Source organism: Roseisolibacter agri, from assembly GCF_030159095.1.
In the GTDB taxonomy this organism is placed as follows: Bacteria; Gemmatimonadota; Gemmatimonadetes; order Gemmatimonadales; family Gemmatimonadaceae; genus Roseisolibacter; species Roseisolibacter agri.
Map to the genome: position 1 here is coordinate 190998 of NZ_BRXS01000001.1, position 19944 is coordinate 210941.

A 19944-nucleotide genomic window follows, 5' to 3' on the forward strand; every position below is an offset into this window, starting at 1 on the left:
GTGGGGCGCTGGCAGGGCGCTGCGGACGGGCGCGAGGATCTTGTCGTCCTCTGCCGTGGGGGATACGCTAGGGGCCGCGACGCCGCGACTGCCTGCAGCGATCCCTCGCCAGGGGGTACCTCGTGCCCACGCGTTACGTCAGGCCCTTCACGTCGGAGCTGGTCGGCGACGACGGCAAGCGCATCACCGAGCTGCTGTGGGGCGATCCGGTCCACGTGACCGGCGCCGTCGAGGACGGCTTCATCCGCGCGCGGGCGCGCGGCCGTCCACTGCCGAAGAAGGGCGAGGCCGAACCGCCCACTGGCTGGGTGCGCGCGGACGACCTGATGCCGGCGAACCCGCTCCTCGAGCTCTACGTCATCGACGTCGGTCAGGGCGACAGTGTCCTCATGCGCACGCCCGACGATCGGTGGCATCTGATCGACGGCGGCGTGGCCGCCGAGCAGCAGATGACGCGGAAGGGCGCCGCGAACTTCCTACGGTGGAAGTTCCTCGACGACCTCGGTCGCGACGCCGTCGAGCTGGAGACGGTGATCCTCACGCACGCCGACGAGGACCACTACGGCGGGCTCGCGAACGTCTTCACCGGGCGCGTGCCGATGCGCGATCCGTTCCCGGTGCGCATCGCGCGCTTCTTCCACAGCGGCATCGCGAACTTCGCCGCCGCACCGAAGACCGGCGACGAGGTCGCGGGCGAGGTCCCCGCGTTCCCGATCCCCGGTCAGCGCATCAGGCGCGGCGGACGCTTCGTCACGCAGCTGCTCGGCGGCAAGACGTCGTTCCGGAAGCCACCGCGGCCGCTGGCTCCGCGCTACGCGGCGTTCGCGGCGCTCGTCGGCCGCCTCGAGGGCAGCGTCGCCCGACTCTCGCGCGACGACGGACACCTGCCCGGCTATGCGCCCGGTGACGGCGACGTGACGATCCACGTGCTCGGGCCGGTGATGGAGACGCTCACCGACGGCACGCGCGGCCTGCGCGTGCTCGGCGCCACCGGCGTCACCAAGAACGGGCACTCGATCGTGCTGCGCGCGGACTACGGCGACGTACGCGTCCTGCTGACGGGCGATCTGAACGACGCGTCCCAGCGGCTGCTGCTCAGCTACGTGCCGGCCGCGGACTTCGCGGTCGACGTGGCCAAGGCGTGCCACCACGGCGCCGAGAAGGTGGAGCTGGACTTCATCGCCGCGATGCAGGCGCGGGCGACGGTCATCTCGTCGGGTGACAACGAGTCGCACGCCCATCCGCGGCCGGTGCTCATGGGTGCGTCGGCGCGCTACGGGCGCGAGGCGGTGGACGAGAAGGGCGCGCGCATGCCGCCGCTGCTCTACTCGACGGAGCTCGCGCGCTCGGTCGCCCTCTGCTACGCCAGCGGCGTGCGGGTCCGCCCGGCGGCCGGTGGACAGCCGGAGCAGGTCGACCTCGGCCTCACCGATGTGCGTCCCGACGTGCGCGGTCAGGACTATCGCAAGCTCGCGTTCCTGCCGCTGGCGAGCGATCTGGTGTACGGCCTCGTGAACGTCCGCACCGACGGCGTCCACGTGCTGTGCGCGACCATGGAGGAGGCGGGGACCGACTTCGACGTCAAGGTGTTCCGCGCCGGCCAGGCGCCGTGAGGCGGGCCGGCGCGGTAGCGGAGGGCGCGCACGGAAGGCACGTTTGCGCGTCCTCCGCCCACCCCGCCATGCCCGCCATCGTCGTCCGTCGCGCCGCGACGCTCGCCCTGCTCGCCGTTCTCGCCACGCCACTGTCGCCGCTCCACGCGCAGGGAGACGCGCCATTCCGCGTCGGCCCCGTCGCCGTGCGCGCCGGGGAGGCGGCGTCGGGCTTCCTCGACGTGCCCGCGGGCAGCGACGGCGCCACGCGCGTGCCGGTGAGCGTGCTGCGCGGACGCGAGACGGGACCGGTGCTCGCGCTCGTGGCGGGCACGCACGGCAGCGAGGTCGCGCCGATCATCGCATTGCAGCGCCTGCGCGCGCGGCTCGATCCCGCGGCGCTGCGCGGCACGCTGATCCTCGTCCACGTCGCGAACATGCCGAGCTTCCTCGGCCGCACCGTCTACTACTCGCCGGTCGATCGCAAGAACCTCAACCGCGTCTATCCCGGACGCGCCGACGGCACGGTGAGCGAGCGCATCGCGCACGCCATCACCACCGAGGTCATCGACCGCAGCGACTACCTGGTGGACATGCACGCCGGCGACGGCAACGAGTCGCTGCGCCCGTACACCTACTGGAGCCGGCTCGGCCTCGACGCGCGCGTCGACTCGCTGTCGCGCGAGATGGCGCTCGCATGGGGCCACGACCACGTCGTCGTCAACGACGACCGGCCGCGCGACCGCGCGCGCAGCCTCTACACGCAGAACACCGCGCAGGTGCGCGGCAAGCCGTCCATCACCACCGAGACCGGCTACCTCGGCCTTCCCGAGCCCGAGATGGTGCGCGCGAACGAGGAGGGCGCGATCCGCCTCATGCGCCACCTCGGGATGCTGCCGGCGCTGGGCGCGCTGCGCGCCGAGGAGCGTGTCGCCGCGCCGCTGTACCTCGCGCGCACGGTCGTGCTGACGAGCCCCGCGACGGGCGTGTGGCACGCGAGCGTCGAGCGCGGGACGACGGTGCCGCAGGGCGCGCCCATCGGCCGCGTGACGGACTTCTTCGGCGCGACGGTGGCGACGGTGCGCGCGCCGTTCGCGGGCGAGGTGCTCTACGTCATCGGCACGCCGGCGATGAGCGAGGGCGAGCCGGTCGCGATGCTCGGACAGGCGGCGGACAGCGTGCCGGCGCTGCAGCCGCCGCCGCCCGTCGAGGCGGTGTCGCTGCTCGGCGACACGCTGCGGCGGCCCGCGCTCGCGCCCGCGACGCAGCGGCGCATGGAGGCGCAGCTCGACTCCGCGCGCGCGATGCTCGCCGCGTCCCCCAACAGCGCCGACGCGAAGATCTGGGTCGCGCGCCGGCTCGGCTACCTGGGGCGCTACCGCGACGCGATCGACGTGCTCACGCGCGCGGCGGCCGAGCATCCCGACGATCCGCGCATCTACCGCCATCGCGGGCACCGGTATCTCACCGTGCGCGACCTGCCGCGCGCCGTCGCGGACCTGGAGCGCGCCGCGACGCTGATGCGCGGCCGCCCCGACGAGATCGAGCCGGATGGCCAGCCGAACGTGCGCAACCAGCCCATCGGCACGCTGCAGTCGAACGTCTGGTACCACCTCGCGCTCGCGCGCTACCTGCAGGGCGACGACGCGCGCGCGCTGCAGGCGGCGCGGTCGGGGCTCGCGGTGTCGGGCAACCCGGACCGACTCGTGTCGCAGACGTACTGGACCTACCTGATCCTGCGCCGCATGGGCCGCGACGCGGAGGCGCGCGCGGCGCTGGCGCCCGTCACGCGCGAGCTGGACGTGTTCGAGAACCAGAGCTACCACCGCCTGCTGCTGCTCTTCAAGGGCGCGCTGCCCGCGGACTCGGTGCTGGGCGGGCTCGGCTCGCCGTCGGACCTGTCGGCGGCGTACGGCGTGGCCGCGTGGCACGCGCTGGAGGGGCGCGCGGCGGAGAGCGCGGCGCTGCGCCAGCGCATCCTGTCGAGCGGGCAGTGGGCGTCGTTCGGCTTCCTGGCCGCGGAGGCGGACGCGGCGCGGGCGCGGCGGCGCGCGAGCCGCTGACGGCGTGTCGGTCCGCATCCGCGAACGCCCCGCGTGTCGCCCGTTAGCTTTCGCCCGCCACCCGACCGCAGCGGCACGAGCGAGAGCACGGAGCGAGAGCATGGACCACACGCCGGGATTCCTGAAGCTCGTGGACGACGCACGCACGCGCGTCCGCGAGATCGACGTCGACACCGCGCGGGCGCGGCAGGCCGCCGGCGCGCGGCTGATCGACGTGCGCGAGGACCTCGAGTACGCCGCCGGCCACGCGGCGGGCGCCGAGCATCTGGGGAAGGGCGTCATCGAGCGCGACGCCGAGCGGCGCATCCCCGATCCCGCGACCGAGATCGTGCTCTACTGCGGCGGCGGCTACCGCTCGGCGCTCGCCGCCGACGCGCTGCAGCGCATGGGCTACACGAACGTCGCGTCGATGGCCGGCGGCTGGCGCGCGTGGCAGGCCGCCGGCGCGCCGGTCGAGATGCCCGCGAGCGACGAGGTCGCGCGCTGAGCGCGAACGCCGTCGCGCCCGAGCTCCCGCCGAACGTCCCGCGGCGGCACGCGCCGCGGCTGCAGGCGCTCGGACGCTTGGGCCTGCGCGCGATGGGCTGGCGCGTCGAGAGCGCGCCGCCCGACCTCGCGAAGATGGTGGTCGTGGTCGCGCCGCACACCTCCAACTGGGACTTCCCGGTCGGCGTGCTCGCGATGTTCGCGCTCGACCTCGACCCGCGCTGGCTGGGGAAGCACACGCTCTTCCGCGGGCCGTTCGGCGCGCTGCTGCGGCGCATCGGGGGCGTGCCCGTGCGCCGGCACGGCGGCGGCGCGAGCGGCCGCGACGACACGGTCGCGCAGGTCGTCGAGACCTTCCGCCGCAGCGAGCGCTTCCTGCTCGCGCTCGCGCCCGAGGGCACGCGCCGCCGCGTGCAGCGCTGGAAGTCCGGCTACTACGTGATCGCCGAGTCGGCCGGCGTGCCGGTGGTGCCGGCGTGGATTGACTGGTCGCGCCGCGTCGTGGGCTTCGGCGCGCCGATGCGGGCGGAGGGCGGCGCCGACGCCATGAGCGCGCGCCTCGCCGCCTCGTTCCACGCCGGCATGGCGCGCCGCCCCGACGCCTACTAGCCGCGACCGACGGCTGCCGACCGCTACTCGTACTTGCTGTCGTCGCGCTTCGGGTCCCTATCGCGGTTCCCCGGGCGCGCCCGCTCGTTCTGGTCGCCGCGCTGGTTGCCGCCCTGCTTGCTGTGGAGCTTCTGCTCCAGCTTCTCCTGGTGCGACGCGTTCTTCGGCACCTCCGCGCGCTGCTTGCTCGCGCCGGTCGTCGCGTGCATCTCGCTCGGCGACTTGCCCTGCTCGCGCGCCTCGCGCGCGGCGGCGCGTCGCTGCTCGTTGTTCCCTTCCATGTTGCGCTTCTGGCCGGCCATCTGGACCTCCGGGTGACGTCTGGTGGACCGGCTTCCCGAGTCAACATCCGTACCCGGGGCCGCTCCCCGCACGGAATGGCTCGGCATGCCCTGCCGGCGCCCGCGGCCGCGGGCTAGTGTTGCGGCATGGCCGACGACGACGCTCCGCTTCCCCTGGATCCGCACGCGGTCCCCGACTGGCTGCTCGGCCGCTGGCGGCTGCTGCGCGCCGAGAGCGCGCTCGACTTCGCGCCGGGCGTGTGCATGGACTTCCGCCGCGGCGGGCGGCTCCTCTACTCGTTCTCGGTCGAGGGGCACGCGCAGACGGTGCCGCTGATCTACCAGGTGGAGGGCGACGTGCTCCGCACCGACAACCCCGCCGCCACACACGCGGTCGAGACGCACTACGCGCTCGGTGCCGGCGGCGTGCTCGTGCTCGACTTCTCGGGCGCGCGCGCGTGGTTCGTGAAGGAGACGTGACCCACGGCGCGTTCTTCCAGGACGCGCCGCGCGTCGGCGATCCCTGGGCCGACGACGCCGCGCTGCAGGCCGCGCTGCGTCGCCTGCTGCCGGCGGACGTGCTCGCGACCGCGACGCCGGAGCTCGCACGGCTCGGCGCGCGCGCGGGCGGCGACCTGCTCGCGCTGGCCGACGCGGCGGAGGCCGCGCCGCCGCGCCACGTGCCGTACGACGCGTGGGGCCGCCGCGTCGATCGCATCGAGGTCAGCGACGCGTGGCGCGCGCTCGACCGCGCGAGCGCGGAGGAGGGCATGGTCGCGGTCGCGTACGAGCGGCCGTGGGGCGCGGCGTCGCGCGTCGTGCAGATGGCGATGCTGCACCTCTTCCATCCGTCGTCGGCGATCTACAGCTGCCCGCTCGCGATGACCGACGGCGCCGCGCGCTGCCTGTCGCTGATGGCGGGCGACGACGCGGTGCTGCGCGACGCGCTCGCGCACCTCACGTCGCGCGATCCCGCCGCGTTCTGGACGTCGGGGCAGTGGATGACCGAGCGCACCGGCGGCTCCGACGTGTCGATGACCGGCACGCGCGCCGAGCCCGCGGACGACGGCGCGTGGCGGCTGCACGGCACCAAGTGGTTCACGTCCGCGACGACGTCGCAGATGACGATGACGCTCGCGCGGCTGCCGGGCGCGCCCGACGGCAGCCGTGGGCTGTCGCTGTTCTTTGTTCCGCTCGCGCGCGACGCCGAGGGGCGCCTGCCCGGCCTCGTCGTGCACCGGCTGAAGGAGAAGCTGGGCACGCACGCGCTGCCGACGGCGGAGCTCACGCTCGACGGCACGCCCGCGCGGCTGGTCGGCGGCGCGGGCGAGGGCGTGCGGCGCATCGCCACGCTGTTCAACGTCACGCGCGTCTGGAACGCCGCCTGCGCGGCCGGCGGGATGCGGCGCGCGGTGACGCTCGCGCGCGACTACGCCTCGCGGCGCGTCGCGTTCGGGAAGCTGCTGCGCGACCATCCGCTGCACGCCGAGACGCTGGCGGCGATGGAGGTCGAGGCGCGCGGCGCGCTGCAGCTCGTCCTGCACGTCGCCGCGCTGCTCGGCCGCGAGGAGTGCGGGCTGGCGAGCGACGGCGAGCGCGCGGCGCTGCGGCTGCTCACGCCCGTCGCCAAGCTGTTCACCGGCAAGCAGGCGGTCGCGGTGGCGAGCGAGGCGCTCGAGGCGTTCGGTGGCGCGGGCTACGTCGAGGACACGGGGCTCCCGCGCCTGCTGCGCGACGCGCAGGTGCTGGCGATCTGGGAGGGCACGACCAACGTCCTCGCGCTCGACGTGCTGCGCGCGATCGAGCGCGAGGACGCGCTCGCGCCGCACCTGGCCGATCTGCAGGAACGCCTGCGCGCGCTGCCGGCTTCTGATGCGCTCGCGCCGTCGGTCGCCGTCGTGGGCGCGGCGCTCGGGCAGCTGGGCGCGCATGCCGCGGCGCTCGCGGCCGCGCCGCGCGCCGACGTCGAGGCGGGCGCGCGGTCGTTCGCGATCGCGCTCGGCCGCGCGACGATCGGCGTGCTGCTGCTGGAGCAGGCGGCGTGGTCGGCGACGGACCCGGCGGGCGCGTGCGACGCGGCCGCCGCGAGCGCCGCCGCGCGGCGCTGGTGCGCGACGCTGCCGCCACCCGTCGCGTTCGCCGCGGAGCAGCGCGCCGAGGCGGATGCGCTGCTCGGACGCGTGCCGGTGACGGGTTGACGGCTGGCGGGGTATCCCCTACCGTAGGCGACCCGCCGGCCACGCGCCGGTCCCACTTCCTTCGACGCCGGTCGATCCTCGATGCGCTTCCGCGCCCTCCCCATCTGGCAGCTCGTCCGCGATCGGCGCCGTGCGCCGGTCGTCGGCGACTGCTCGGTCGTCGTGACGACCGGGATGGGACGATGATCCATCGGCCAGGGACCGCGCGCGCGGGACGATAGTCGTCCCGTCGTCTGCAGAGCGAGTCGCCCCACCTGCGCCGAACGCGAGCCAGGTGGGGCGATTCGCGTCTTCCCGCACGCGGAGCACGACCGCATGTCCAGTCCGACCGACCTCCTGCCCGACGACGAGACGCTCGACGAGGCGCTGCCGCCCGCGCCAGCCGAGTCGGCCGCGCCGACGCCCGGCTTCTGGGCCTCCGTCCGCGAGGCGCTGCACGGCAGCCAGCAGGACTTCACGCGCGGTCCCATCGGCCGCGCGATCCTGCTGCTCGCCGTGCCGATGGTGCTCGAGATGGCGATGGAGAGCGTCTTCGCCGTCACCGACATCTTCTTCGTCGCGCACCTCGGCGCGGCGGCGGTCGCCAGCGTCGGGCTGACGGAGTCGCTGCTCGCGGCCGTCTACGCGCTGGCGATGGGCCTCGCGATCGGCGCCACGGCCGTCGTCGCGCGGCGCATCGGCGAGAAGGACGCCGAGGGCGCGGCGCACGCGGCCGCGCAGGCGGTGCTGCTGGGCGCGGGCATCGCCGTGGTGCTCGGCGCCGTCGGCTCGTTCTTCGCGCCCGAGCTGCTGCGCCTCATGGGCGCCTCCGACGAGGTGCTCGCCATCGGCGTGAACTACACGCGCGTGATGCTCGGCGGCGAGGCGAGCATCATCCTGCTGTTCGTCGCCAACGCCATCTTCCGCGGCGCGGGCGACGCGGCCATCGCCATGCGCACGCTCTGGATGGCGAACGGCATCAACATCGTGCTCGGCCCGCTGCTCGTGTTCGGCGTGGGGCCGTTCCCGAAGCTCGGCGTCACCGGCGCGGCCATCGGCACGACGATCGGCCGCGCGATCGGCGCCGGCTACGCGCTCTGGCGGCTGACGCGCCCGTATGCGGACGTGAAGGGCGAGGCGCTGCGCGTGCGCGTCGCCGCGCGCCACTTCCGGCCGGACCGCGCGGCGCTCGCGAGCCTGGTGCGGCTGTCGTCGTCCGCGACGGTGCAGATGATCATCGGCACGGCCAGCTGGATCGGGCTGGTGCGCATCATCGCGGCGTTCGGCAGCGACGCGCTGGCGGGCTACACGATCGCGATCCGCGTGGTGGTGTTCGGCATCCTGCCCGCGTGGGGCCTCAGCAACGCGGCGTCGACGCTGGTGGGCCAGGCGCTGGGCGCGAAGGACCCCGAGCGCGCCGAGCAGGCCGTGTGGATGACAGCGCGCTACACGGCGGCCTTCATGGGGACGCTGGGGTTGCTCTTCCTGGTCGCGGCGGGGCCCATCATCAACATCTTCACGCAGGACCCCGCGGTCGTGCCGGTGGGCGTGCGCGCGCTGCGCATCGTCGCCGCGGGCTTCGTGCTGTACGCGTACGGCATGGTGTTCACGGCGGCGTTCAACGGCGCCGGCGACACGCGCACGCCGACGTGGCTCAACTTCGCCGTCTTCTGGGTGTTCGAGATCCCGCTCGCGTGGGTGCTGGCGCGCCCGCTCGGCATGGGCCCGACGGGTGCGTTCATCGCCATCGCGCTCGCGTTCTCGGCGCTCGCGGTGGCCAGCGGCGCCCTGTTCCGACGGGGGACGTGGAAGACGCAGCAGGTCTGAACCGAAAGGCGAACCGCATTTGCAAGGATGAAAATCTGAGGAAGGTCTGATAACAGCGGATGGCTCCGTGTGGTGGCGAGGGATCTCGCACTCCACCGGAGCCATCCGTCGTTATCCGATCTTGTCCGATCTTCATCCTTGCAATGCCGTTCGGGTCCGGCGTGCCCGGCGCGTCTCCGCGGCAGAGATGGATGGTGACGGCGCGGCCGCGCTCGCGGCCGGCCCGGGCACGCCCACGGCCGGCGTCGCGACGGCCGACACGTCGCGCGCCACGAACCTGCCGTCGTCCGTGCGCATCGAGGGGCGCGTGCTGCTCCCCGGCGCGAGCGACAGCACGCAGCTGGTGGCGGCGCCGGGCGCGAAGCTCACGCTCTACCGCAACCAGATGGTGGACGGCCAGGCGACCACGACGAAGGTGGCCGAAGCGACCGCGGGGGCGGACGCGAGCTACGCGTTCGACGGCGTGCCGGGCGGCTACTACGTGCTCTCGGTCGACGTCACGGCGTCGCGCTTCTGGGGCTCGCACGTCGCGTTCATCCTCGCGGACGCGCCGGTGGTGCGCGTGACGGTGCCGTTCTGGCGCCGCCCCTGATCGCCGTGTGACGCGCGCCGGTGGTGGTTGACCGGCGGCGCGACGGGCGCGTAGCGTGCGGGCCATGACGACCACCCGCCGCCTCGCGCCCGTTCTCGCGCCCGTTCTCGCGCTCCTGATCGCCGCTGCGCCAGCCCTCGCGCAGCCCGTCGTTCCCGAGGGGCGCGCGCGCGCCCGCGACCTGGGCGTCGCGCCCGGCGTGCTCGCGCCCGGGCGCTGGAACGCCATCACCGACGTCGCCGGCGTGCGCGTCGGCCACACGACCGTCGTCGAGGGCGACAGCGTGCGCACCGGCGTGACGGCCATCCTGCCGCACGCGGGCAACCTCTATCGCGAGCGCGTGCCCGCGGCGGTCGTCGTCGGCAACGGCTTCGGCAAGCTGCTCGGCAGCACGCAGGTGGGCGAGCTGGGCGAGCTGGAGACGCCGATCCTGCTCACGTGCACCCTGTGCGTGTGGCGCGCGGCCGACGCGATGGTGGACACGCTCCTCACGCTGCCGGGGATGGAGCGCGTGCGCTCGATCAACCCGCTGGTGGGCGAGACGAACGACGGCACGCTCAACGCCGCCATCCGCAGCCGCCCGCTGCGCCCCGAGCACGTGCGCGCGGCGCTGGCCGGCGCGCGCGAGGCGCCGGTCGCGATGGGGAGCGTCGGCGCGGGCGCGGGGACGGTCGCCTTCGGGTGGAAGGGTGGCATCGGCTCCAGCTCGCGAGTCCTTACGCGCGGACTCGGTGGCTGGACGGTGGGCGTGCTGGTGCAGAGCAACTTCGGCGGCGTGCTCACCGTCGGCGGCGCGCGCGTGGGCGAGGCGCTCGGCCGGCACCCATTCACGCGCGCGCTGGCCGACAGCGCGCGCCCCGCGCCGCCGCCGGGCAGCGCCGACGGCTCGATCGTGATCGTGGTCGCGACGGACGCGCCGCTGTCCGACCGCAACCTGCGCCGCCTCGCGTCGCGCGCGCTGCTGGGGCTCGGGCGCACCGGCTCGTACGCGTCCAACGGCTCGGGCGACTACGTGATCGCCTTCTCGACCGCGCGCGAGGTGCGCCGCGCGTTCGACGCGCCGCGCCTGTCTACGACCGAGCTCGCGAACGACGGCGGCGACCTCTCGGCGCTCTTCGCCGCGGCGGCCGACGCGACCGAGGAGGCGATCTACGACTCGATCTTCGCCGCCACCACGGTCACGTCGCGCGGCGGCACCGTGCAGGCGATCCCGCTCGACCGCGTGCGCGAGGTGCTCGGGCGGAAGCGCTGAGCGCACCGCGCCGGAGCTCTTGCTGTTGGAGAGGATACGGATGCTTCGGATGATACGGATGCTTCGGATCGTCCCGTGTGGCGGCGACGCTCCGTGCGCTGCGAGGAGCGATCCGTCCCATCCGTTCAGATCCGGAGCATCCGTATCCTCCCCAAAGGCAACAGGGGCCGGCGCGACTCAGCGCAGCCGCGCCCGCGACGAGTCCAGCGTCGCCGCCAGTCGCCGCGCGTCGGGCACGCGGGCCACGAGCAGCGTGTGCACGTCGCGCAGCCGGTCCACGTACGTCGCGTACTCCGGCCGCAGCGCGCCCGACGCATCGTAGAACGCCGCCGGCGTCGACAGCCGGTGCAGCACCTCGCGCTCGGTGTACTCGACGTAGCGGCGATAGCGGTCGCTGATCGAGTTCACGCGGTTGTAGAACTCCGCCAGCGTGAAGAAGAGGCGCGGCTCCACCAGATCCAGGCCGCCCGCCGCGCGCGTCGCGTCCCATACCTCGGTGGGGATGCGCTCGCTGCCGGCGCGCACGTAGTACACGGGCGGCGCCGGCCGCTCGCCGCGCGCACGCGCCGCGTCGAACGCCGCGATGGCGCGCTGGATCGTGTCCGCGAGCACCGGCGCGACGGTCGCGAAGTTCTGCACCTCGCGCCCCAGCGCCGTGTACACCTGCCGCGCGCGCTCGGCGCGGTTGCGGGCGTCGCGGTAGTTCTCCACCGCGAACGCCAGCAGCAGGCCCAGGAACGTCACCAGCAGCTCGAACGCCAGCAGCAGCGCGGTGCGCGCCACGCGCTCGCGCTGCCCGCGAAGCCGCTCCGGGATCGCGGCGCCGATCCGCCGCGCGCGCGGCGTGGGCGGATCGGACGCCTGCGGCTCCCGCGCGACGGTCACGTGCCCGTGGGCTCGACGGCCTGCGCGCCCTCCGCCGGCGCGCCCGCGGCGTCGGCCACCGGCTGCGCGAACATCACCACGCGCCCGCCCGGCTCGCGCACGCCCAGCTCGTCCATCCCGTAGAAGGTGCGGCGGCGCGGCACGACGAGGTCCATCCCCCGCACGGCGGCGGCGACCGCCTCGATGTCCTCGACCTCGAAGAAGAGCGCGGTCGCATCCGCCGCGGCGCCCGCCGCGGGCACCGACGCCGCGTTGTCCTCCGCGACGCTCGCGCGCGTCTGGTACATCACCTCCACGCCGTCCTTCACGAGGATCGCGAAGCCGATCGCGTCGCCGTGCGGCACCGTCGCGACCGTGGCGAATCCGAGTCGGTCCACCCAGAACGGGAGGCACGGCTCGATCGCGTCGACGATGAGGACGGGCGTGAGCTTGCGGAAGGCGCTGGTGGTCATGGAGTTCGCTCGCTGCGATCGGTCGTGGTGGCGCGGCGCGGCCGCGCGGGGATGCGCGCAATCTGCGCGTGGATCCGCGGCGACGCTTGGCGAAATGGAACGCGGGGCGCGCGCATGCTCAGCCCACCGCGAGGCGCGACCACTCGCCCGGCGTGCGCCCCGTCAGCGCCTGCAGCTCGTCGGTGAGGTGCGACTGGTCGGCGAAGCCCAGCGCGTGCGCCACCGGCGACCAGCCCACGCGCCGCGCCTCGTCCACGCGCGCGATCGTGCGCCACATGCGCGCCACGCGCGCGTACGTCTTGGGCGACACGCCCACGTGCTCCGCGAACGCGCGCGCCAGCGCCTGGCGCGTGAGGCCCAGCGTCGCCGCCAGCTCCTCGACGCGCGTCGCCCCGCCCGAGGCGTCGAGCAGGCGCACCGCCTCGCGCACGGCGGCCGGCGGCGGCGCGGCCTGCGCGGCGCGCCGCACCAGCAGCTCCGTGAGCCGTGTGCGCGTCGCGTCGAGCGTCGGCTCGCCGTCCAGCAGCGCGTCGGCCGCGTCGCGCCACAGGTCGTCGAGCGGCACGCTGTCGTCGGTCAGCGCGTGCGCGGAGACGCCGAGCAGTCGGCGCGCGGCGCCGGGGCGCAGACGCGCGGCGACGAAGCGCGTACCGCCGACCGCCGGCGCGAGGAAGGCGCGCGTCATCGTGCCCACGACCTCCGCGACCGCGCCGTCCGGTCCCATCGTCAGCATCACGTCCACGCAGCCGTCGGGCAGCACGTGGTGCGGCGCGCCGCCGGCCGGCACGTCGCCGCGCGTCCACAGGCACGCCACGAACGGGCGCAGCGCGGCGGGCGGCGCGTGCTCGGCGTACGCGGCGGGCGCGCCGGCGACGGAGGGAAGGGGCTGACTGGGCACGGAACGCGGGGTGGGAGCAGGGAATCTCGCTCCGACCCCGCGCGCGGCAACCCCGTCGCGACTCAGCTCGCGGGTGGGGGAACAGGCGCCGGGGTGCAGGGCGCCGGCGCCGTCAGCCATGCGGCGGGCAGCAGGTGGCGCGCGCGGGCGCGCGACAGGCTCCAGCCGCGCCAGTCGCCCCGGCGCTCGGCGCGGCGCGCGGCGTGGTGGAAGGCCCACTGCAGTTGGCAGCGCGCCCGCGGCTCGCGCTGCGTGGCGGCCAGCATCGTGTCGGCGTGCGCCACCAGCGCCGGCGCCGCGTCCGCGCTCAGCCCCGCCAGGTACTCGGCGTCGAGATCCAGGCCACGGGCGGCGCGCACGGCGTTCACGTTGACGATGCGCGCGTCCGGGTTCACGGCGTGCAGCAGCAGCACCCACGCCCACCCCGACACCAGCGTGCCGAGCGCGAACTGCGCCACGCGGCCGCGCAGCAGCGTCGCGCCCGCCCACGCGAACACCACGCCGAGCCACGCCATGAACGCCGACGCGTAGAAGCGCTGCTCCGTGAGCCCGAACGCCGTCAGGTAGAGCCGCATGCGGTCGGCGGCCGAGACGAGCAGCACGAGCACGAGCGCGATCAGCGCGCCCGCCGCGATGCGGAAATGGCGGTGCGCGCGGCGCGAGTGCGGGCTCGGCGTCCCCTCGCCGACGAGGCCGTGCGCGAGCAGCAGCATCGGCAGCGCGAGCGCGGCGACGACCACCAGCTCGAAGAAGCCCCGTCGCGCATATTCGGCCACCGTCACGCCCGCCGTCGCCAGCGCGCGCGAGCCGCCGAACAGCCACCCCACCTGCAGCGCGCCGAACGTCAGGAAGAGCGCGTCCACCAGCGCGATCGCGACCGTCACCTCGCGCACGCCGACGCCCACGCCCTGCAGCCCCGCGCGGAGGTCGCTCATCGGCGCGATCGCGTGCTCCAGCGTCGTCGCCGGCGCGTCGGCGATCGGTGCGGGGCGCGGCGCGAGCAGCGCGGCGTAGAGGTAGCCACCCACCATCCACGCGCTCACGGTGATCACCACCACGTGCTGCGCCACCAGCCCGCCGTCCCACGCGACCAAGTGCTCCATCATGCGTGCGAAGGCGCGGTCGGCGGAGACGAGCAGCACGCCGAACACCAGCAGCGCGGGCGCGGCGAGCAGCCCGCCGCGCGCGAGCGTGCCGATGCCGGCGAGCGTCGCCGGCGCGGGGAGCGGCGGCGCCTCCACCGCGCGCGACGCCAGCAGCGGCGCGCCGAAGGCCACGCGCGCGCCCATGATCACCGCGCCGCCGACGTACGCCAGCGGGCCCGCGTGGTCCACGTCGAGCGCGTCGCCGTGCAGCACCGCCGCGGCCAGCGCGGCCAGCACCGTCAGCAGCGCGAGCACGTTGAGCGCGGCCAGCGCCTCCGCGTCGCGCCAGCCGGCCGCGCCCGCGAACACCAGCGCGAGCGCGCCCAGCAGCGCGGCGCCGAGCGTGAGCGGTTGCTCGCGGCGTCGCGCGAGCCACGCCAGCGCGGCCACCAGCGCGGTCGTCAGCAGCAGGAGGTTGATCCCGAGGGGCTGTGCCCGCAGCAACGCGTCGGTGAGCACGCCGAGGGTGAGCGCGGCGCCCACCGCGCGGCGCGCGACGGCCGGCTGCGGCAGGGCGGGGAGCAGCGACGAGAGGGCGGGCATCGGTCAGCCGTGCGCGGTGCGCGGAGAGGTGGGGAGCGCGCCGAAGCGGCGCTCGCGGGCGGCATACTCGGCGAGCCCGCGCGCGAGCTCGTCGGCGTCGAAGTCGGGCCACATCGTCGGCGTGAACCAGAGCTCCGCGTAGGCGCACTCCCAGAGCAGGAAGTCGCTCAGCCGCTGCTCGCCGCCCGTGCGGATCAGCAGGTCGACGTCGGGCGTGGGCGCGACGTCGTGCATCGCGGCGCCCAGGCGCGCGGCGAAGAGCGCGAAGGCGTCGCGCGCGTACTCGTCGTCGGCCGCGACGGCCTGCGTGGCGGCGCGCACGATCGCGTCGCGGGCCGAGTAGTCGAGCGCGATGCGCAGGCGCAGGCGGTCGCCGCCGCGCGTCGTCTCCTCCGCTGCTTCGATGGCGCGGCGCAGCAGCGGATCGAGGCGGTCGCGGCGGCCGACGATCGTCAGCTGCACGCCGTGCGCGACGCAGCGCGCGGCCTCGCCGTGCAGGTAGCGGCGGAAGAGGCGCATCAGCTGCTGCACCTCGCTCTCGGGGCGGCGCCAGTTGTCGCCGGAGAAGGCGTAGAGCGTGAGCGTGCGCACGCCGGCGCGGAGCGCGGCGTCGACCGTGCGTCGCACGGCGCGCGCGCCCGCGAGGTGGCCGGCGGCGCGCGGCCGGCCGCGGCGCGTGGCCCAGCGCCCGTTCCCGTCCATGATGATCGCGACGTGCGCGGGGACGCGGCCGCCGCCGGCGAGCTGGAGGTGTGGAGTACTTTGCATCGTAAAGTCAGCGGACACGAGAATGCGCCACACGCGACGCGGACCCGCAGACGTGCCGGGTCAGCGATCGCGCGTGGCGCGGATGAGGGCTTCCATGTGGTCGAGGTAGCGCTCGAGCGCCCGGCGCCCCTCGGCCGTCAGCCGGTAGTCCGTGCGGGGGACGCGCCCCTCGAACCCCTTCGTGCAGGCGACGTAGCCCGCGTCCTCCAGCTTGCGCGCGTGCACGCTCAGGTTCCCGTCGGACGCCTGCAGCAGCGCCTTCAGCTCGGCGAAGCTCAGCGACTCGTTCACCGCCAGCGCGCTGACGATGCCCAGGCGCACGCGCTCGTGCACCAGCTGGTCGAGCTCCGGGGCGGTGCCGGCCGCCGCCCCGCGCACGCCGGCCAGCGCGGGCGCGGCCGGACGCTCCTCGCCCGCCGCGCGGCGGGCCGCTCCGGATCTAGCCACCGTGACGCCTCGCGATCCAGGGTCCAAAGGCCAGGTGCAGCCCGCCGAAGCCGAGGCCCAGCAGCAGCTCGCCCCAGCTGACCGGGGCCGCCACCGCGACGGCGCCCAGGGCGAGGAAGGCGGCGCCCATCGCGGGCACCGCGCGCACCGAGTAGGCGCCGCCGGCGACGATCGCCGTCCCGTAGAGCGACAGCCAGAGCGCGGGTACGACGTCGAGCGCCCCCGCGCGCCAGAGCGCGAGCGTCAGCAGCGCGCCCGCGAGCATCGGTGGCAGGAAGGCGAGCGCGAGCTTCTTCGCCGGGCCGACGAGCGCCGGCAGCTCGCTGCGCCGCGCCTTCCACACCGCGCCGGCGACGCTGGCGCCGAGTGCGAGCGGTGCGGCGGCGAGCCAGATGATGAGGCGCGCGCCCGCGTCCGGCTCGCGCGCGGCCAGCAGCGCCGCGCCGAGTCCCACCACGCCCGTGCCCGCGATGCCCCACCCCGACACGGCGGTGACGCTGGCGGCGCGCTCCATCGTGCTGCGGATGAAGTGCAGGTTGTCCATCGCCCGCGCGTGGAGCTGCGGGGGATCGGCAGGGTCCTGCGCGGCGGCCGGTCGGCGCGTCGGGGCGGCGGGCATGGGCGGAGGATGCGTCGCGCGCCGGCTCGTGTCAAGTACTTCGTGTGGCAAAGTAAACGGGTGGATTCTTGACAGCCGCGCGCTTGGCCCGGATGTTCGCGCGTCGGTCACGAATGGGTGACCACCTCCGTCGGCCCGCGCGTCCGCCCGCCGACGGAGACCCGCCTTCCGTGCGCGTCGAGGTCGGCCCGATGAAGCTCCCGCCCCGCTCCGCTCGTGTCGCGTGCACCGCGACCGCCCTGTTCGCCGCCGCCTGCGCCGATCCCGCCGGTCCGCGCGTCGATGCCGCCGACGTCGAGGACCGCCCCGCGTTCGAGCGCGCCGCGGCCGCCGGCGACGCCGGCCAGCCGATCCCCGACGAGTACATCGTCGTCTTCAACGGCGACGTCGCCGACGCGCCGGGCCTTGCGCAGCGCCTCGCGGCGTCGCAGGGCGCCGAGATCCGCTACACGTACCAGCACGCGCTCCGCGGCTTCGCGGCGCGCATGTCGGCGCAGGCCGCGGGGGCGCTCGCGCGCAACCCGAACGTCGCGTACGTGGAGCAGGACCAGGAGATGTACGCGTCGACGGAGCAGGCCGGCGCGACGTGGGGCATCGACCGCATCGATCAGCGCAGCCTGCCGCTGAGCACCACGTACGCGTACACCGCGACCGGCAGCGGCGTCACCGCGTACATCATCGACACCGGCATCCGCTTCTCGCACGGCGAGTTCGACGGGCGCGCGACGAGCGGATTCGACGCGGTGGACGGTGGCGCCGCCGACGACTGCAACGGCCACGGGACGCACGTCGCCGGCACGGTGGGCGGCGAGACGTACGGCGTCGCGAAGGGCGTGTCACTGGTCGCGGTGCGTGTCCTCAGCTGCTCGGGCAGCGGGTCCACCTCGGGCGTGATCGCGGGCATCAACTGGGTGACCGAGCATCACACCACGGGCGCGGCCGTCGCGAACATGAGCCTCGGCGGCGGCGCCTCGACGGCGCTCGACGACGCCGTCAGGAACTCCATCGCGGACGGCGTCAGCTACGCCATCGCCGCCGGCAACGGCAACATCATCGGCATCGCGCAGGACGCGTGCAAGTACTCGCCGGCACGCGTCGCCGAGGCGATGACCATCGGCGCGTCGGACAGGACCGACAGGAAGGCGTCGTTCTCCAACTATGGCGCCTGCGTCGACTTCTTCGCGCCGGGCGTGAGCATCACATCGGCCTGGTACCGGAGCGACGCGGACGTCAACACCATCAGCGGCACGAGCATGGCCACTCCGCACGTGGCGGGGGTCGCCGCGCTGTACCTCCAGTCGAACGGCGGCGCGACGCCGGCGCAGGTGCGCGACGCGCTGTTCGCCGGCACCACCAAGGGCGCCGTGTCGAGCGCCAAGACCACGAACAACCACCTGCTGTTCTCGGGCTACTGACGCGCGGCTCCGGCCGTCCGATGGGAATGCACGCGGGGCCGGTCCACCACCTGGCGGACCGGCCCCGCGTCGCGTTCGGGTGCTGCGGAGCGACTCAGTCCGCGCCCGCTACGGTCGTCAGCGCGTCGACGGCCATGCCCATCGCGTGGTAGCCCTTGTCCACGTAGACGGTGGTGCCCGTGATGCCGCGCGCGAGGTCGCTGGCGAGGAACGCCGCGGTGTTGCCGACGTCCATCGCGTCCAGCTGCTCGGGGAGCGCGGCGTTGCGCTCGCAGTACTCGACCATCTTGCCGATGATGCCGATCGCGCTCGCGGCGCGGCTGGCGTACGGGCCGGCCGAGATGACGTTGACGCGCGCGCCGAACTTGCGGCCCGCCTCGAAGGCGAGCGTGCGCGTGTCGCTCTCCAGCGCGGCCTTCGCGCTCGACATGCCGCCGCCGTAGCCCGGGATCACCCGCTCGCTCGCCATGTACGTCAGCGACGAGAACGAGCCGCCCGGCCGCAGGAGTGGCCCGAGGCGCTGCACCATGGAGACCATCGAGTAGGCGCTGGCGCTGACGGCGGCGAGATAGCCGTGCCGGCTCACCTCGAGCAGGGGCTTCTTGACCTCGGGGCCGTTGGCCAGCGAGTGCACGACGATGTCGAGTGGCTTCTCGCCGAAGTCGGCGACGAGCTGCGTCGCGAGCCCCTCGATGGAGAAGTCGCCGCGCTCCGCGTAGCGCTTGTTGGTGCGGATCTCCTCGGGCGCGTCGGCGAGCGTGTCGAACGTCGCGTCGAGGGGATAGATGCGCTCGAACGTCATCAGCGAGCCGTCGGCGAGGCGCCGCGAGTCGTCGATCTTCCCGCGCTCGATGAGGTTCAGGAAGATGTTGAGCGCGGGCGGCCAGGTGGCCACGCACACGGAGGCGCCGGCGGCGGCGAGCGCCTTGGCGATGGCGAAGCCGAAGCCGTTGTCGTCGGCGACGCCGGCGACCAGCGCGCGGCGCCCGGAGAGGTCGATGGGGAGCATGGCGCGGAATGTAGACGCGGGGGGGAGCGTCGCAACGCGGGTCAGCTCGGCGCGGGCGGACGGTAAACAGGGGTTTACGGCCGCGTTTGCTTGACTATGACGCCCTTGTTACAAACATTCGGGGGCCTCCCTGGTGACACGTATCACCTTGGGGGACAACACATTACCGTTTCGTCATCTCGGCGGCCAAATGCTGCGGGGTGACAACGCCAGATGCGGGATCGCTGCCGCGTGGAGCCGGTCGACCGGTTCTCCGTGATCGCTCAACGCGTGCGCTAAAAACGGGTTATGGTCGCGCTCGCTCTGGCCCGGCGAGTGCGTTCGGCACGATCGGCGTCACGGCGCCGCCCCCGGCCGCCCCCGGCCGCCCCTCTTCGCAGCCCCTTCGCAGTCCCTCCCCTCCCGCACAAGGCACCCCGGTCGCGAGGCCGGTCCGCAAAGCACGGGATCTCGCCCCGTCGAGACCGCCCGGCCGCCGAGGAGGACTCCGACCGTCTCCACCCGCTCCGGCATGGTGCCGCGACGCGGGAACGGGGGCGGCTCCAACCCCCCCGGAGTTCTTCCCATGCAGTCCCGCACCCTCCTCTTCGCGGCCGTCTCCCTCACGGCGCTCGTCGCGGTCGCCGCCTGCGCGTCCGACACCGAGCCCGCGGCCACTCCCGTGGCCCCCACCGAGCCCGCGGGGCCCGCGTTCTCCGCCGCGCCGGCGGGACCGAACGTCGCCGCCGCCCTCGGCAACCGGATCGCGTCCACCTGCCGCGGTTACGCGCGCAAGCAGGCCGCCCTCCAGGCCGCCATCGGCAAGGCCAAGGGCGACGAGGAGAAGGAGCTGCGCGAGCAGCTCGCGGCGCTCGAGGTGATCAAGAAGGACGCGTGCGACTGAC

General features: G+C 74.6%; 20 protein-coding genes. 11 read left to right on the forward strand and 9 right to left on the reverse strand.

Annotated features, from left to right (window positions below; genetic code table 11):
- Window positions 1-122: 122 nt before the first annotated feature.
- From rosag_RS00860 to rosag_RS00875, 4 genes are all read left to right on the forward strand, one after another.
- Window positions 123-1613 (forward strand): ComEC/Rec2 family competence protein, encoded by a 1491-nt coding sequence (locus rosag_RS00860; protein ID WP_284348102.1) that lies wholly within the window; start codon window positions 123-125, stop codon window positions 1611-1613.
- A gap of 68 nt (window positions 1614-1681) precedes the next feature.
- The gene (locus rosag_RS00865; RefSeq protein ID WP_284348103.1) at window positions 1682-3655 is read left to right on the forward strand and encodes a succinylglutamate desuccinylase/aspartoacylase domain-containing protein; all 1974 of its coding nucleotides are present in this window, start codon (window positions 1682-1684) and stop codon (window positions 3653-3655) included.
- Between the two features lie 100 nt (window positions 3656-3755).
- A complete protein-coding gene (locus rosag_RS00870; RefSeq protein ID WP_284348104.1) occupies window positions 3756-4142 on the forward strand; it encodes a rhodanese-like domain-containing protein in 387 nt (128 codons plus the stop codon).
- 77 nt (window positions 4143-4219) lie between these two features.
- Complete coding sequence (locus rosag_RS00875) at window positions 4220-4750, forward strand: 1-acyl-sn-glycerol-3-phosphate acyltransferase (RefSeq protein WP_284348105.1); 531 nt, start codon at window positions 4220-4222, stop codon at window positions 4748-4750.
- 23 nt (window positions 4751-4773) lie between these two features.
- On the opposite strand, the gene rosag_RS00880 is transcribed toward rosag_RS00875, so the two are convergent.
- Window positions 4774-5052, reverse strand: a complete 279-nt coding sequence (locus rosag_RS00880; RefSeq protein ID WP_284348106.1) for a hypothetical protein — start codon at window positions 5050-5052, stop codon at window positions 4774-4776.
- 126 nt (window positions 5053-5178) lie between these two features.
- On the opposite strand from rosag_RS00880, the gene rosag_RS00885 reads away from it, so the two are divergent.
- From rosag_RS00885 to rosag_RS00905, 5 genes are all read left to right on the forward strand, one after another.
- Window positions 5179-5511, forward strand: a complete 333-nt coding sequence (locus rosag_RS00885; RefSeq protein WP_284348107.1) for a hypothetical protein — start codon at window positions 5179-5181, stop codon at window positions 5509-5511.
- Entirely contained in the window at window positions 5508-7229 is a 1722-nt protein-coding gene (locus rosag_RS00890; protein ID WP_284348109.1) for an acyl-CoA dehydrogenase family protein, read from the forward strand. Before rosag_RS00885 ends, rosag_RS00890 begins: the two co-directional genes overlap by 4 nt.
- 315 nt (window positions 7230-7544) lie before the next feature.
- Window positions 7545-9035 (forward strand): MATE family efflux transporter, encoded by a 1491-nt coding sequence (locus tag rosag_RS00895; RefSeq protein ID WP_284348110.1) that lies wholly within the window; start codon window positions 7545-7547, stop codon window positions 9033-9035.
- A gap of 187 nt (window positions 9036-9222) precedes the next feature.
- Window positions 9223-9627, forward strand: a complete 405-nt coding sequence (locus rosag_RS00900; RefSeq protein WP_284348111.1) for a hypothetical protein — start codon at window positions 9223-9225, stop codon at window positions 9625-9627.
- Window positions 9628-9691: 64 nt separating this feature from the next.
- Window positions 9692-10879 (forward strand): P1 family peptidase, encoded by a 1188-nt coding sequence (locus tag rosag_RS00905; RefSeq protein ID WP_284348113.1) that lies wholly within the window; start codon window positions 9692-9694, stop codon window positions 10877-10879.
- A gap of 177 nt (window positions 10880-11056) precedes the next feature.
- On the opposite strand, the gene rosag_RS00910 is transcribed toward rosag_RS00905, so the two are convergent.
- From rosag_RS00910 to rosag_RS00940, 7 genes are all read right to left on the reverse strand, one after another.
- Entirely contained in the window at window positions 11057-11764 is a 708-nt protein-coding gene (locus rosag_RS00910; protein WP_284348114.1) for a hypothetical protein, read from the reverse strand.
- A complete protein-coding gene (locus rosag_RS00915) occupies window positions 11761-12216 on the reverse strand; it encodes a VOC family protein (protein WP_284348115.1) in 456 nt (151 codons plus the stop codon). Before rosag_RS00915 ends, rosag_RS00910 begins: the two co-directional genes overlap by 4 nt.
- 118 nt (window positions 12217-12334) lie before the next feature.
- Complete coding sequence (locus tag rosag_RS00920) at window positions 12335-13114, reverse strand: helix-turn-helix domain-containing protein (RefSeq protein WP_284348116.1); 780 nt, start codon at window positions 13112-13114, stop codon at window positions 12335-12337.
- Between the two features lie 62 nt (window positions 13115-13176).
- Entirely contained in the window at window positions 13177-14802 is a 1626-nt protein-coding gene (locus rosag_RS00925; protein ID WP_284348117.1) for a DUF4153 domain-containing protein, read from the reverse strand.
- 3 nt (window positions 14803-14805) lie between these two features.
- A complete protein-coding gene (gene uppS / locus rosag_RS00930) occupies window positions 14806-15570 on the reverse strand; it encodes a polyprenyl diphosphate synthase (RefSeq protein WP_284348119.1) in 765 nt (254 codons plus the stop codon).
- A gap of 60 nt (window positions 15571-15630) precedes the next feature.
- Complete coding sequence (locus rosag_RS00935) at window positions 15631-16017, reverse strand: winged helix-turn-helix domain-containing protein (RefSeq protein WP_284348120.1); 387 nt, start codon at window positions 16015-16017, stop codon at window positions 15631-15633.
- Window positions 16010-16636: a hypothetical protein gene (locus rosag_RS00940; RefSeq protein WP_284348121.1), complete on the reverse strand. Its 627-nt coding sequence runs from the start codon at window positions 16634-16636 to the stop codon at window positions 16010-16012. The genes rosag_RS00935 and rosag_RS00940 overlap by 8 nt, the downstream gene beginning before the upstream one ends.
- A 191-nt stretch (window positions 16637-16827) precedes the next feature.
- Between rosag_RS00940 and rosag_RS00945 the strand changes: the two genes are divergently transcribed.
- Entirely contained in the window at window positions 16828-18051 is a 1224-nt protein-coding gene (locus tag rosag_RS00945; protein WP_284348122.1) for a S8 family peptidase, read from the forward strand.
- 94 nt (window positions 18052-18145) lie between these two features.
- Here rosag_RS00945 and rosag_RS00950 read toward each other — a convergent pair whose 3' ends face one another.
- The gene (locus rosag_RS00950; RefSeq protein WP_284348123.1) at window positions 18146-19060 is read right to left on the reverse strand and encodes an enoyl-[acyl-carrier-protein] reductase; all 915 of its coding nucleotides are present in this window, start codon (window positions 19058-19060) and stop codon (window positions 18146-18148) included.
- Window positions 19061-19625: 565 nt separating this feature from the next.
- Between rosag_RS00950 and rosag_RS00955 the strand changes: the two genes are divergently transcribed.
- Entirely contained in the window at window positions 19626-19943 is a 318-nt protein-coding gene (locus rosag_RS00955; RefSeq protein WP_284348124.1) for a hypothetical protein, read from the forward strand.
- The last annotated feature ends 1 nt before the right edge of the window (window position 19944 follow it).